This is a genomic window from Micromonospora sp. NPDC093277, assembly GCF_044765245.1.
Taxonomy (GTDB): Bacteria; Actinomycetota; Actinomycetes; order Mycobacteriales; family Micromonosporaceae; genus Micromonospora.
Genome location: NZ_JBIWJO010000007.1, coordinates 86,163 through 100,274, shown reverse-complemented (window position 1 = coordinate 100,274; position 14,112 = coordinate 86,163). Strand labels below are relative to the sequence as shown.

Genomic DNA, 14,112 nt, shown 5'->3' with positions numbered 1-14,112 from the left:
ACACCCCCAACCACCTGGAGTCTCCATGCGTGACGTGGTCGAGATCGGGCTGGGCAAGACCGCGCAGCGCGGCTACCACCTGGACGACATCGCCATCGTGCCGAGCCGCCGTACCCGCGACGTCGACGACGTCTCCACCGCGTGGCAGCTCGACGCGTACCAGTTCGGCATCCCCTGCGTCGGGCACCCGTCCGACGCGACGATGAGTCCCGCCTCGGCGGTGCGGCTCGGCCAGCTCGGCGGCCTCGGCGTGCTCAACGTCGAGGGCCTCTGGACCCGGTACGAGAACCCGACCAAGGTGCTGGAGGAGCTGGCCGGCCTGGACGAGGACGCCCGGGCCACCCGGCGGCTCCAGGAGGTCTACGCCGAGGCGATCCGCCCCGACCTGATCGCCGAGCGGGTCCGCGAGCTGCGGGCCGGCGGCGGCACGGTGGCCGTGCGGGTCTCCCCGCAGCACACCCTCGCGCTCGCCCCGGTGATCCTCGACGCGGGTGTGGACATCCTGGTCATCCAGGGCACCATCGTCTCCGCCGAGCACGTCTCCACCACCGACGAGCCGCTGAACCTCAAGGAGTTCATCGCCGACCTCGACCTGCCGGTCATCGTCGGCGGCTGCACCGACTACAAGACCGCGCTGCACCTGATGCGCACCGGCGCGGCCGGCGTGATCGTCGGCATCGGCGGCGACGGCTGGTCGACGACCGAGTCGGTGCTCGGCATCCGGGTGCCGATGGCCACCGCCATCGCCGACGCCGCCGCGGCCCGCCGCGACTACCTGGACGAGACCGGCGGCCGGTACGTGCACCTGATCGCCGACGGCGACATCCAGACCTCCGGGGACATCGCCAAGGCCCTCGGCTGCGGCGCCGACGCGGTGATGCTCGGCGAGCCGCTCTCGCTTTGCGAGGAGGCCCCGGCCGGCGGCGCCTGGTGGCACTCGGCGGCCAGCCACCCGTCCCTGCCCCGGGGCGCGTTCGAGGTGGCCGGCCAGCCGCTCGGCTCGATGGAGAAGCTGCTCTTCGGCCCGGCCGACGAGCCGGACGGCCAGCTCAACCTCTTCGGCGGCCTGCGCCGGGCGATGGCCAAGTGCGGCTACCGCGACCTGAAGGAATTCCAAAAAGTAAACCTCCTCCTAGACCGCTAACCCCACCCCCACCCCCCACCCCCCCACCCCCACCCCCCGCCCCCCCCCCCCCCACCCTGTTGCCGATCATGGAGTTGTGGTTCCTGGGATGTCCCGGATCTCCGGTTCGTCATCTGCCACAACTCCATGATCGACGGGGCGGGGTCGGCTTAGGCTCGGCCCGTGAGGCGGGGATGGCGGGGGTGGCGGGGATGGCGGGGGTATGCGGCGGTGGTGGGGGTTGTCGCGGCGTTGGGGGGCGGGTGCAGCGGGGACGACGGTGGGGCGTTTCGGGGCGGGGCGGCTGACGTCGGGGATCCGTACGTGCCGGGGGCCGGCAACGGCGGCTACGACGTCGACCACTACACGCTGAAGGTCCGCTACGACCCGGCCGGCAAGCGGCTCACCGGCCAGGCCACCGTCACCGCCACCGCCATCACCGGCCTGTCCCGGTTCCACCTCGACCTCGCCGGCCTCACCGTCGACCGGGTACGCGTCGACGACGCCCCGGCGAAACACCGGCGCGACGGCAACGAGCTGGTGGTGACCCCGGCGCACGGCCTGCCGGCGGGGAAACGGTTCACCGTCGAGGTGGCGTACGGCGGCGTGCCGCGACCGCTTTCCAGCGAACTCGGCGACGGCGGCTTCCAGGCCACCGGGGACGGGGCGATCGCGCTCGGCCAGCCCGAGTCGGCGAGCACCTGGTTCCCGGTCAACGACCACCCCTCCGACAAGGCCACCTACGACCTCGCCGTGACCGTCCCGGACGGGCTCGCCGCGCTCAGCAACGGGGTGCCCGGGGGACAGTCCAGCCAGGACGGCTGGACCACCTGGCACTGGTCCGAGGGCTCCCCGATGGCCAGCTACCTGGCCACCCTGGTGATCGGCGACTACCGGGTGTCGACCGGCACGCACGCCGGGAAGCCGCTGGTCACCGCGGTGGCCGCCGGGCTGCCGGCGGACGGGCCGGCCGCCGCCGCGCTGGCGCGTACCGGCGAGATCGCCGACTTCCTGGCCGACCGCTTCGGGCCGTACCCGTTCGACGCGTACGGCGGGATCGCGGTCGCCGACCCGCGCATCTCGTACGCGCTGGAGACCCAGACCCGACCCGTCTACGGGCCGGGCTTCTTCCGGGGCGGCCGGCCGAACACCGAGGTGGTCGCGCACGAGCTGGCCCACCAGTGGTTCGGCGACAGCGTCTCGCTGTCCCGGTGGAGCGACATCTGGCTCAACGAGGGCTTCGCGACGTACGCGGAATGGCTCTGGAACGAGCACGACGGCGTCCGCAGCGTGGCGCGGGCCTTCGCCGACCGGTACGCGGTGACCGACTGGACCAAGCCGTCGGTGGACCCGGGTCGGGCGGCGATGTTCGGCGACGCGGTATACCAGCGCGGCGCGCTGACTGTGCACGCGCTGCGCCGCGCGGTCGGTGACGAGACCTTCTTCCGTATCCTGCGCGGTTGGCTGGCCGAACGGCGGGACGGCACCGCCACCACCGCGGACTTCGTCGGGTACGCCGAGCGGGTCGCCGGCCGCCCGTTGCGCCCGCTCTTCGACGCCTGGCTGGTCGGCGCCACCGCACCCGCCCTGCCGTGACGCGCGCGTGATCGTTGCTGGGTAGGCTGCCGCGGGCGGAGCGGCCGGCCGGGGCCGCGACGGTCGTGCCCGAGGAGGGGTCGAGGCGATGGCGCTGCGTGGTGGACGACGACGGCTGGGCTTGCTGGTTTCCGGCACGCTGCTGCTCGCCGGCTGCGGCTCGACCGGCGCGGACCGGGCGGAGCCGGCGGCGCGGCCCGCGCAGAGCGGCCCGCGGAGCTTCGCGCCCGGCGCGGCCGGGGCCGGCGACCCCTACTTCCCGAGCTACGGCAACGGCGGCTACGACGTCGCCCACTACACCGTCCGGGTCCGCTACGACCCGGCGAAGAACCGGCTCACCGGCACCACCACGCTGCGGGCCACCGCGACCGGGGACCTCTCCGCGTTCAACCTCGACCTGGCCGGGCTGACCGTGCGGTCGGTCACCGTGAACGGGGACAAGGCCGGCCACGCGCGCACCGACGACGAACTGGTCGTCACCCCGGCCACCGGCCTCACCGCCGGCAACGGCTTCGTCGCCGAGATCCGGTACGACGGCGAGCCGGCGGCGCTGGCCAACGAGGCGCTCGGCGGGGGCGGCTGGCTGCACACCTCGGACGGCGCGATCGCGGTCGGCCAGCCCGAGTCGGCGAGCACCTGGTTCCCGGTCAACGACCACCCCTCCGACAAGGCCACCTACGACTTCGAGATCACCGTGCCGAAGGGGCTCACCGCGATCAGCAACGGAGTCCCGAAGGGCCGGACCACCAAGGGCGACTGGACCACCTGGACCTGGTCGGAGGACGCGCCGATGGCCAGCTATCTGACCGCCGTGGCGATCGGCAAGTTCCGGGTGACCACCGGGGAGCACAACGGACGGCCGGTGTACAGCGCGGTCAGCACGAAGGTGGCCGAGGGCGCCCCGGACCGGTCGATCGCCCGGACCACAGAGGTCGCCGACTACCTGGAGAGCGTCTTCGGGCCGTACCCGTTCGACGCGTACGGCGGCGTGGTGGTCGCCGACGACCGGATCCGGTACGCGCTGGAGGCGCAGACCCGTCCGGTCTACGCGGCCAGCTTCTTCAAGCAGGGCGACAACACCGGGGTGGTCGCGCACGAGCTGGCCCACCAGTGGTTCGGCAACAGCGTGTCGCTGCAGAAATGGCAGGACATCTGGCTCAACGAGGGCCTGGCCACGTACGCCGAGTGGCTGTGGGCCGAGCACAGCGGGCAGTCCACCGTCCAGCACACCTTCGAGCAGCGGTACGCCACCGCGCCGGGGCAGGTCTGGCGTACGCCGCCGGGGAAGCCGGGGGTGGCGAACCTGTTCGGCCGGTCGGTGTACGACCGGGGCGGGATGACCGTGCATGCGCTGCGGGTGGCCGTCGGGGACAGCGACTTCTTCACCATCCTGCGCACCTGGGCGGCGGAGAAGAAGAACGGCAACGCCACCACCGCGGAGTTCGTGGCCCTCGCCGAGCGGGTCTCACACAAGAAGCTCGGCAAGCTCTTCGACGCCTGGCTCTACGGCACCGACCGCCCACCCGCCCCGAAGCCGCTGTGACTCAGGTCTTGACCCGCAGGGTGGGGTGCGCCTCCAGGAAACGGTCGGTGGTGCCGTCGCGTAGGGCGGCGAGGAACTGCCGGCCCACCGGCAGGAGTTGCTCGCCCCGGTAGGAGCCGCCGCTGCTGACCGCGTCGCCCGGGAGCCCGACCAGGACGAAGGCGTCCGCGGAGAGCCCACCCAGGGCGTACGCGAAATCGATCAGCCGGCGCCCGCCACCGACGTACACCAGGGTGTCGCCGAGGGCGTCCGCCACCTGTTCGACCTGGTCCGGGTTCCGGGCCAGCCCCTGGTCGAGGATCTTCCGGGCCAGCGCCCGGATCAGTTGCTGCTGGTGGCGCTGCCGGGTGTAGTCGCCGCCGGCCGTGTAGCGCTGCCGGGCGTAGTCCAGCGCCTGCCAGCCGGTCAGGTGCTGGTTGCCCTTCTCGTAGACCATCTGCGGCCCGGTGTAGGTGCTGCCGCTCAGGTTCCGCAGCCGCCCGTCGGGCCGGCGGTGGATCGACGTGACCCGCTGGTCGACGTAGAGGTCCACGCCGCCGAGGGTGTCGACCAGCTTGTCGAACCCGCCGAAGGTGATCACCGCGCCCGCGTCGATGCGCAGGCCGGTGTACTTGCTGACCGTGGTGCGCAGCAGTTCGTACCCCTGGGCGGCGCTGGGGTGGCCCTTGTCGCCGGGCACCCGGCTGCCGTAGCTCATCGCGTGAGTCAGCTTGGTGCGACCGCCCGGGTAGCCGGACTTCGGGTAGGCCGGGATGTCCACCACCAGGTCGCGGGGCAGGGAGAAGAGGTACGCGCGGTTCAGCCCGGCCGGCACGTGCAGCACCAGCACCGCGTCGCCGTGCGGCTCCCACCCCGGCACGGTGACCCGGGTGTCCACCCCGACCAGCAGCAGGTTCAGCGGGCCGGTGAGGTCGGCGCCCGGCGGCGGGGTGGGGCTGGCCGGGGTCGGCGTGGGTGAAACGCTGGGCGAGGTGGGGGCGGCGACCGGACCCGGCGATCCGCCGGGGGACGGGCGGGAGGCCAGCCGGGTGACCACCGCCGCGCCGGCGGCGACCAGCAGTACGGCCACCAGGGCGGCCAGCCCCAGCAGCCACCGTCGTCTCGGCTTCGCGCCGGTCATCGTGAACCCCTTCCCCCGTTTGTCGCTCGGCCACGTCACGGGGGTGCCGGCGGTCGTACGCCCGGCTCCCCGCATCGTCGAGCGCCCTGCATGATCCGTGAAAATCTCTTGCTGGCGCTATGGCTACTCGTCGGTAATGATGCGTTCATGCGGTACGACGTGATCGTCGTCGGGTCCGGTTTCGGTGGCAGCGTCACCGCGCTCCGCCTGGCCGAGAAGGGCTACACCGTCGGCGTCCTGGAGGCCGGCCGGCGCTTCGCCGACGACGAGTTCCCGGAGACGTCCTGGCGGGTCCGGCGCTTCCTGTGGGCCCCGAGGCTCGGCTGCTACGGCCTCCAGCGGATCGACCTGCTGCGCCCGGCCGACCGGAAGGCGGGCGGTGGGGTCCTGGTGCTCTCCGGGGCGGGGGTGGGCGGCGGCTCCCTGGTCTACGCGAACACCCTCTACGAGCCCCTCGACGCGTTCTACGCCGATCCGCAGTGGCGGGACATCACCGACTGGCGCGACGAACTGGCCCGCCACTACGACCAGGCGAAGCGGATGCTCGGCGTCACCACGTATCCGATCGTCACCGGCGCGGACCGGGCGATGCGGGCGGTGGCCGGGCGGATGGGGGTGGGGCACACCTTCCACGCCACCCCGGTGGGCGTGCACATCGGCCGGCCCGGCGAGCGGGTGACCGACCCGTACTTCGGCGGGGCCGGGCCGGACCGCGCCGGGTGCACCCACTGCGGCGCGTGCCTGACCGGCTGCCGGCACGGCGCGAAGAACACCCTGGTCAAGAACTACCTCTGGCTGGCCGAGCGGCTGGGAGTCCAGGTGCATCCGCTGACCACGGTGACCGCGGTCCGGCCGGCCACCGGCGGCGGGTACGCGGTGCACACCGAGCGCACCGGCGCCCGGCTGCGCCGGGGCCGCGAGGTGATCCACGCCGACCAGGTGGTCTTCGCGGCCGGCGCGCTCGGCACCCAGCGGCTGCTGCACGAGATGCGGGCCACCGGGGCACTGCCCGGGCTGTCGCCCCGGCTCGGCGAGCTGACCCGGACCAACTCGGAGGCGATCCTCGGCGCCTCGGTCGACCTCCGCCAGGCGCGGCGGCGCGGGCTCGACCTCACCGAGGGGGTGGCGATCACCAGTTCCTTCCACCCGGATCCGCAGACCCACATCGAGCCGGTCCGCTACGGCAAGGGCTCGAACGCGATGGGCCTGCTCCAGTCGATGCTGGTCGACGGCGGCCCGCACCGGGTCCGGCGGTGGCTGGGCGGCATGCTCCGGCGGCCCGGGCTCGCGGCCCGGATGCTCTCCGTCCGCGGCTGGTCCGAGCGGACCGTGATCGCGCTGGTCATGCAGTCGGTGGACAACTCGCTCACCACCCGGTTCCGGCGGGACCTGTTCGGTCGGCGGCTGGTCTCCGGACCCGGACACGGCGTGCCCAACCCGACCTGGATCCCGGCCGGCAACCAGGCCGCCCGGCTGCTCGCCGAGGAGATCGGCGGTACCCCCGGTGGCGCTCTCACCGAGCCGTTCGACATCCCGATGACCGCGCACATCCTCGGCGGGGCGGTGATCGGGTCCACCCCCGAGCGCGGGGTGATCGACCCGTACCACCGGGTCTACGGGCACCCGGGGCTGCACGTGGTGGACGGCGCGGCGGTGTCGGCCAACCTCGGGGTCAACCCGTCGCTGACCATCACCGCGCAGGCCGAGCGGGCCATGTCGTGCTGGCCCAACCGGGGCGAGCAGGACCCGCGCCCGCCGCTCGGGTCGGCGTACCGGCGCCTCGCCCCGGTCGCCCCACACCACCCCGCCGTCCCCGCGCACGCCCCCGCCGCCCTGCGGTAAGGAAGGCCCCCTGTTAACGCCTGCGGTATAGCACGGGCCCCTTGTTAACGACCTCACGGCGCGACCCGGCCGGGGCGTGCCCGGAGCGGCGGTGACTGTCGGTAGGCTTGCTGCGCATGAGCACCCCTCGCCCCGTCCTCGTGGTGGACTTCGGAGCCCAGTACGCCCAGCTCATCGCGCGTCGCGTACGTGAGGCGAGGGTCTACTCGGAAATCGTCCCGCATTCCATGCCGGTGTCCGAGATGCTGGCGAAGAACCCGGCCGCGATCATCCTCTCCGGCGGCCCGGCCAGCGTCTACGCGCCGGACGCGCCGCAGTTCGACGCCGGCATGTTCGACGCCGGTGTCCCGGTCTTCGGCATCTGCTACGGCTTCCAGGCGATGGCCCGGGCGCTGGGCGGCACGGTGGCCAGGACCGGCAACCGGGAGTACGGCGGCACCCCGCTGCACGCCCGCCCGGAGGCCGGCGTGCTGCTCCGCGACCTTCCGGACGACCTGCCGGTCTGGATGAGCCACGGCGACTGCGTCACCGAGGCGCCGGCCGGCTTCACGGTCACCGCCGAGTCGGCCGGCGCGCCGGTCGCCGCGTTCGAGGACCTGGCGGGCCGGCGGGCCGGCGTGCAGTTCCACCCGGAGGTCGGGCACACCGCCCACGGCCAGGAGATGCTCACCCGCTTCCTCTACGACATCGCCGGCATCGAGCCCACCTGGACGCCGGAGAACATCATCGACGAGCAGGTGGCCCGGATCCGGGAGCAGGTCGGCGACAAGGAGGTCATCTGCGCGCTGAGCGGTGGTGTCGACTCCTCGGTCGCCGCGGCGCTGGTCCACAAGGCGGTCGGTGATCAGCTCACCTGCGTCTTCGTCGACCACGGCCTGCTCCGCGCGGGTGAGGCCGAGCAGGTGGAGAAGGACTATGTCGCGGCCACCGGCATCAGGCTCAAGGTGGTCGACGCCCGGGAGCGCTTCCTCGGCGCGCTGGCCGGGGTGATCGACCCCGAGCAGAAGCGCAAGATCATCGGGCGGGAGTTCATCCGGGTCTTCGAGGCCGCCGCCCGGGAGATCGTCTCGCACGGCGACGTCGAGTTCCTGGTGCAGGGCACCCTCTACCCGGACGTGGTCGAGTCCGGCGGCGGCACCGGCACCGCCAACATCAAGAGCCACCACAACGTCGGCGGCCTGCCGGAGGACCTGAAGTTTGCCCTGGTCGAGCCGCTGCGCGCGCTCTTCAAGGACGAGGTCCGCGCGCTCGGCCTGCAGCTCGGGCTGCCCGAGGCGATGGTCTGGCGGCACCCGTTCCCCGGCCCGGGGCTGGCCATCCGGATCGTCGGCGCGGTCGACGAGGAGCGGCTCGCGGTGCTCCGCAAGGCCGACCTCATCGCCCGGCAGGAGCTGTCCGCCGCGGGCCTGGACCGGGATGTCTGGCAGTTCCCGGTGGTGCTCCTTGCCGACGTGCGCAGCGTCGGCGTGCAGGGCGACGGGCGCAGCTACGGGCATCCCGTGGTGCTGCGCCCGGTCTCCAGCGAGGACGCGATGACCGCCGACTGGTCCCGGCTGCCCTATGACGTGATCGCCCGGATCTCCACCCGGATCACCAACGAGGTGGCCGAGGTCAACCGGGTGGTCCTGGATGTGACCAGCAAGCCGCCGGGCACCATCGAGTGGGAGTGACCCCGGCTCAGGCCGCCGGCGGCGTCGGCGGCTGAGCCGCCGGCTCGTCCTCCGCCGCGGGCGTTGCCTGCGGCGCCGGCCCGGGCTGCGGGGTCGTCGCCACGTCCTGCGGCACGGGTCCGGCCTGGGGCGTGGCCTGCGGGGCCGGTCCGGCCTGGAACGTCGGTCCGGCCTGGGGCATCGGTCCGGCCTGGGGCGCGGGGCCCGGGTGCGTGGGGGCACCGGCCGCCGGCGGCCCGGCCGGCGGGACCGGGGGCCAGCCCGGGCTGGTGCCCGCCGGGTGCGGCCAGGCGGGTGCGCCGGTCGGCTCCTCGGGCATCAGGAACCACATGACCAGGTACGCCAGCGCGGCGACCCCGCCGGTGAAAATGGTGGCGACGGCGAAGCCGACCCGGACCAGGGTGGGATCGACCGCGAAGTAGCGGCCGAGGCCGCTGGACACACCGGCGACCATACGATCGGTGACGGGCCGGCGGAGTTGCTTGTACGGGGCCTGAGGGGTGCTCTGGTAGGTCATACCCCAACGGTCCCGCCTCGGGCGTTCGGGGGCCTCGGTGACCGCCCGGACTCCTACCCTGACCGATCCCTGAGACGCCAGCCGAGAGTCAGGAATCCGACTATTTTCGATGGTGGTAACCCCACCGGGGGAGAATTTCCTCCCGTGACTACCATGCTGGAGCCGCTGCGCAGGATCGCGGCATACGCAGTTTGTGCCGATTCAGACGACCGAGTGTTGCTGGTCCGTGCATCGCGGCGCTCCGGCACACCTGGCACCTGGTCCCTGCCCGGCGGGGCGGTCGACCACGGTGAGGACCCGAACCACACCGTGGTCCGGGAGACCGCGGCGGAGACCGGCCTCTCGGTCGCGGTCTCCGGTCTCCGGGACGTGATCGCCGACATGCGGGCGCTGCCCGAGCGCGGCATCACCATCCACACCGACCGCCTGCTCTACACGGTCTCGGTGCGCGGCGGGACGCTCGCCGACCGGGTCGGCCACCCGACCGACCTGGCCCGCTGGGTCAGCCCCGACGAGGCCCGGGTGCTGCCGCTGCGGTCGTTCACCGCACGGGCCCTGGGCCTGCCCTCCGCCACCGCCGACGTCGTGCCGGAGGAGACCCCGGAGTTCCCCTCGTTCTACGCGGTTCCCGGCCCGGACGGGCTGCACCGGGCGCAGCGCTTCGCCGCGTACGCGGTGGTGACCGACCCGGAGGAGCGGGTGCTGCTCACCCGGGTCTCCGACGGGTATCCGGGTGCCGGCTGCTGGCATCTGCCCGGCGGCGGCACCGACTACGGCGAGCAGCCGGGCGCCGCGTTGATCCGTGAGCTGGTCGAGGAGACCGGGCAGACCGGCCGCCTGGTCGAGCTGCTCGGCGTGGCCAGCCACCGGGACGCCGCCTCGCTCGGCCCGGAGGGCTACCCGATCGACTGGCACGGCGTGCGTGCCTTCTACCGGGTGGTCGTCGACCAGCCGGCCCCGCCCACGGTGACCGACGTCGGGGGATCCACCTGTGAGGCCCGCTGGTTCCGTCGGGAGGAGCTCGGCGCCCTCCCCACCGACCGCCTGACCGAGGTGACCGCCGAAGCCGTCCAAGCCGCTCACCTTCTCTGACCCGCCTTGCCGATCATGAGGTTGACGGCACGGTGAATCCGTGGCGGTGCCGCTAACCTCATGATCGACGGGGTGGGCGAGCGGGGAGATGGTGCGGGGTGGCGGAGCGGCGGCGGATCGGGGCGTACGGGGTGCTGCGGGACGACCGCGGACGGGTGCTGCTGGCCCGCGGGTCGACCGGATCCCCGTATCCGGGGGTGTGGCAGCTGCCCGGTGGCGGCATCGAGCACGCGGAGCACCCGGAGCGTGCCGTGGTGCGCGCGTTCGCCGAGGAGACCGGGCTCGCCGTCGCGGTGGGCTCGATCCGGGCCGCCGTCGCGGACGTGGCCGTCTTTCGGGAAGTAGGCGTCGCGGTGCACACCGACCGGCTGGTCTTCGACCTCGAGGCGCGCGGCGGCGCGCTCCGCCCCGAGCCGGCCGGCGGCAGCGACGAACTGGGCTGGTTCACGCCGGACGATGCGGCGAGGCTGCCGCTGATGCCGTTCACCGCCGAGCTGCTCGGGATTCCCGTCCTTCCCCTGCCGGCCGAACTGCCCCGGGCCCTGCCGCCTGCCCCGGCTGCCCCCGCCGTCGATCGCCGCCAGCGCTTCGCCGCGTACGGGCTGGTCACCGACCCGGCCGGGCGGGTGCTGCTCACCATGATCGCTGACGGGTATCCGGGGGCCGGGCTGTGGCACCTGCCCGGCGGCGGCACCGATCACGGCGAACAGCCGGCGGCCGGGCTGCTGCGCGAGCTGGTGGAGGAGGCCGGCCAGCTCGGCCGGGTGGTCGACCTGCTGGGCGTGGACAACCTGCACAATCCCGCCGCGCTCGGCCCGGAGGGGCGACCGCTGGACTGGCACGGCGTCCGGGTGATCTATCGGGTACGCGTCGACGCCCCGACCGAGGCGGTGGTGACCGAACTCGCGGGCGGCTCCACCGCCCGGGCCGCGTGGTTCGCTCCCGAGCAGGTCAGCGATCTGCCGATGACCGACGTGGCGGCCCTGGCAACCGGCTGCCGGGGCAGGTGACGGGCGCTCGCCCGGTCGAGGTGGGATGCCTCCGGTAGAGTCGGAAAGTCAGGGGTTGGCCGATGGAAACGGGCGATGACGTCCGCGATGGGAAGGCCTGAGCGGTTCGCGCGGTTAAGGGAGTTATAAGTGCCGCCGGCAGCTATCGCCAAGCCCCTGTCCCCTGTGCAATGGTGTACTCCGCAAATGGGCTGCCGGGCCAGAAAGGCCCGGCACGAGACAGCCGGACCACCCGCCCCGCTGGCGGCCAGCCGATCCGGTGATGGAGGAAAACGTGCCGAGAGCCCCATGGCGCCGGCGTCGTACGACTGACAGTCCGCGCCCCGCAGGGCGTCGCTGGGCGGGCGGGTTGCGCCGCAGCAGCACGTTCGCCCGCCAGGTGCTGCTGGTCCGGGTGGGCCGCCGCGATGCCGGTGCGGCACCCGCGGCCGACCTGGTCGCCCCCGACCACCGCCGGACCGATCGCCAGCGCCTTCGCTACGGTCGCCTCGACCCGGAGGTCGAGGCGGTGATGCCGGTCAGCCCGGCCCTCGCCCCCGCGGCGGTGGTCGACGAGCCGCCGGCGATGGTGATCCCGCTGCTGCCGGGTGCCCGCACCGCCGCCCGTCGGGCCAAGTTCGCCCTGGTCAACGCCTGCACCCTGAGCAGCCTGATGCTCGGCATGCTGGCGATCTTCCTGGCCATGCGGGGCGAGGTCCGGACCGCGGCGCTCTGCCTGATCGCCTGCGTCGTGTTCGACGGGCTGGACGGCGCGCTCGCCCGCAGGCTCGGCGTGGCCAGCCCGTTCGGTGCCCAGATGGACTCGCTGGCCGACATGTGCTCGTTCGGCATCGCCGCCCCGGTGGTGGTCTACGCCTCGCTGGCCGGTTCGGTCCGGCCGGCCGCCGCCGCGGTCGCCTGCGCCCTGGTCGCGGCCTGCGCCGCGATCCGGCTCGCCCGGTTCAACGTCTCGCCGAAGGACGGCCGGTTCTTCTGCGGCGTACCGACCACCATGGCGGCGGCCGTGCTGGCCCTGACCGTGGCGATCGGGGTGCCGGTCTCCGGCCGGGTGCTGGTCGGCGGGGTGGCGCTGCTCGCCTTCGCCATGGTCTCCAGCTTCCCGTACGCGAAGCTCGCCCGGCTGGTGAAGCTGCCGCCGTGGCTCTGGCTGGCCCCGGTGCTCGGCGCGCTGGTCGACATCCGGCTCACCTTCGCCCTCGTGGTGGTGGGCTACCTGGTCAGCGGCCCGGTGCTGTGGCTGCACCAGCGCCGCACCGCCTGACTCCTGCCGACGAGGAAGGGGCGCCGCGACGAGCGGTGCCCCTTCCTCGGTTCCGGGATCAGTTCCAGCGGGCGATCACGCTCGAGCCGCCGACCACCTTGTCGCCGGGCCCCACCAGCGGCTCGGCCGCGTCTGCCGGCAGGTAGACGTCGGTGCGCGAGCCGAACCGGATCAGACCGAAGCGCTCGCCCCTGGCCAGCAGCGCGCCGACCGGTGCCCGCTGCACGATCCGTCGGGCGATCAGGCCGGTACGCTGCGCGACCACCACCGTGCCGTGCTCGGTGTCGAGCACCGTGTACGCCGCGACGTTGTGCTCGGCGTCCGGCTTCATCGCGTTGACGAAGCCACCGTCCGCGACGAAGTAGTCGACCACCTTGCCGGCCACCGGGGAGCGGTTGACGTGTACGTCCAGCACGGAGAGGAAGACCGCGATCCGCAGCCACTCGTCGTCGCCGAAGCGCTCGTCGTGCAGCCGCTGCACCGAGAGGACCTGGCCGTCCGCCGCGGCGACCACGGCCGCCGGATCCTCCGGGACGTCCCGCTCCGGGTCCCGGAAGAACGCGGCCACCGGCGCGGCGGCCAGCGCCGGCAGCAACCAGAGCTTCGACTTCGGCCGGGTCACCCGGGCGAGCGCGGCCAGGCCGAGGCTGATCCCGGCCGCCGCCACGCCGTTGGAGTCGATGTGCATGCTCCGGGTGATCGGCACGCTCGATGGCCGGTACGCCGGTGAGAGCTGGGCGGCGAGCGCGACGGCCGCCGGGGTGAAGCGGAGATGGTGCACCCGGACCGGCGGGGAGTTGCGCAGCACCAGGTCGGTGCGGACACCGTTCAGCAGGCCCTGGCGGTCCAGTTCGGCCCCGGCACCCTCGGTGCGGAAGAGCGGCGCGGCCACGCTCAGCACGGCGCCCTCGGCGAGGTACTTGGACAACCCGTCGACGGCCGCCCGGGTCTCGGCGGCGGTGCCGGTGAACGGCTCGGCGGCGATGACCACCTCGGCGGCGTCCGCGCCGGCGAGGGTGTCGGCGACCCGTACCCGGTCGGCGACCCAGGGGCCCTGGGCCGCCACGTGCTCGCGGAGCGCGGCCGCGGAACCCTCCGCCGGCACGACGGTGAGCCGGTCGCCGGGGAGCAGCGCGTCGATCGCCGCGGCCAGCACCGCGGACTCCGGGGTCGCGCCGACCAGCAGGCCGGCCTTCGGGTCGTTGCGGCGGGCCAACTCGGCGACGAGGGTACGGGCGGCGCGCTCGCCGACGCGCACCGGGCCGGGCGGGCCGGGGGTACGCACGGCGGGGGACTGGGTCATGTCTGGCGGACTCCTGACGAGGTAGAGGCGGGAAG

At 73.6% G+C, this 14,112-nt stretch carries 10 protein-coding genes and 1 pseudogene; 8 read left to right on the top strand and 3 right to left on the bottom strand.

The window, feature by feature from the left end; translation table 11 throughout:
- The first annotated feature begins 25 nt into the window (after nucleotides 1-25).
- From ACIRG9_RS16990 to ACIRG9_RS16980, 3 genes are all read left to right on the top strand, one after another.
- Nucleotides 26-1,144 (top strand): GuaB3 family IMP dehydrogenase-related protein, encoded by a 1,119-nt coding sequence (locus ACIRG9_RS16990; RefSeq protein WP_402856331.1) that lies wholly within the window; start codon nucleotides 26-28, stop codon nucleotides 1,142-1,144.
- Nucleotides 1,145-1,354: 210 nt separating this feature from the next.
- The gene (locus tag ACIRG9_RS16985; RefSeq protein WP_402856329.1) at nucleotides 1,355-2,719 is read left to right on the top strand and encodes a M1 family metallopeptidase; all 1,365 of its coding nucleotides are present in this window, start codon (nucleotides 1,355-1,357) and stop codon (nucleotides 2,717-2,719) included.
- Between the two features lie 88 nt (nucleotides 2,720-2,807).
- Nucleotides 2,808-4,262, top strand: coding sequence for a M1 family metallopeptidase (locus tag ACIRG9_RS16980; protein WP_402856326.1), 1,455 nt, complete (start codon nucleotides 2,808-2,810; stop codon nucleotides 4,260-4,262).
- A gap of 1 nt (nucleotide 4,263) precedes the next feature.
- On the opposite strand, the gene ACIRG9_RS16975 is transcribed toward ACIRG9_RS16980, so the two are convergent.
- Nucleotides 4,264-5,382 carry an LCP family protein gene (locus tag ACIRG9_RS16975; protein WP_402856323.1) on the bottom strand — a complete coding sequence of 373 codons (1,119 nt, stop codon included), beginning with the start codon at nucleotides 5,380-5,382 and terminating at the stop codon, nucleotides 4,264-4,266.
- A 147-nt stretch (nucleotides 5,383-5,529) separates the two neighbouring features.
- Here ACIRG9_RS16975 and ACIRG9_RS16970 point away from each other — a divergent pair, with 147 nt between their 5' ends.
- Both ACIRG9_RS16970 and guaA read left to right on the top strand, forming a co-directional pair.
- Nucleotides 5,530-7,224, top strand: a complete 1,695-nt coding sequence (locus ACIRG9_RS16970; RefSeq protein WP_402856321.1) for an FAD-dependent oxidoreductase — start codon at nucleotides 5,530-5,532, stop codon at nucleotides 7,222-7,224.
- Nucleotides 7,225-7,340: 116 nt separating this feature from the next.
- Nucleotides 7,341-8,894: a glutamine-hydrolyzing GMP synthase gene (gene guaA, locus ACIRG9_RS16965; RefSeq protein WP_402856318.1), complete on the top strand. Its 1,554-nt coding sequence runs from the start codon at nucleotides 7,341-7,343 to the stop codon at nucleotides 8,892-8,894.
- A 166-nt stretch (nucleotides 8,895-9,060) separates the two neighbouring features.
- On the opposite strand, the pseudogene ACIRG9_RS16960 reads toward guaA, so the two are convergent.
- Nucleotides 9,061-9,411 (bottom strand): annotated as a pseudogene (locus ACIRG9_RS16960) (PspC domain-containing protein); the annotation flags it as partial.
- Nucleotides 9,412-9,555: 144 nt separating this feature from the next.
- On the opposite strand from ACIRG9_RS16960, the gene ACIRG9_RS16955 reads away from it, so the two are divergent.
- The 3 genes from ACIRG9_RS16955 (at nucleotide 9,556) to ACIRG9_RS16945 (ending at nucleotide 12,774) form a co-directional block, all read left to right on the top strand.
- Entirely contained in the window at nucleotides 9,556-10,503 is a 948-nt protein-coding gene (locus tag ACIRG9_RS16955; protein WP_402856315.1) for an NUDIX domain-containing protein, read from the top strand.
- 98 nt (nucleotides 10,504-10,601) lie between these two features.
- Nucleotides 10,602-11,513: an NUDIX hydrolase gene (locus ACIRG9_RS16950; RefSeq protein ID WP_402856313.1), complete on the top strand. Its 912-nt coding sequence runs from the start codon at nucleotides 10,602-10,604 to the stop codon at nucleotides 11,511-11,513.
- A 349-nt stretch (nucleotides 11,514-11,862) separates the two neighbouring features.
- Nucleotides 11,863-12,774, top strand: a complete 912-nt coding sequence (locus tag ACIRG9_RS16945) for a CDP-alcohol phosphatidyltransferase family protein (RefSeq protein ID WP_402856310.1) — start codon at nucleotides 11,863-11,865, stop codon at nucleotides 12,772-12,774.
- A gap of 58 nt (nucleotides 12,775-12,832) precedes the next feature.
- Here ACIRG9_RS16945 and ACIRG9_RS16940 read toward each other — a convergent pair whose 3' ends face one another.
- On the bottom strand, nucleotides 12,833-14,077 hold the full coding sequence (locus tag ACIRG9_RS16940; protein WP_402856307.1) for a phosphatidylserine decarboxylase: 1,245 nt from the start codon (nucleotides 14,075-14,077) through the stop codon (nucleotides 12,833-12,835).
- Nucleotides 14,078-14,112: the final 35 nt, after the last annotated feature.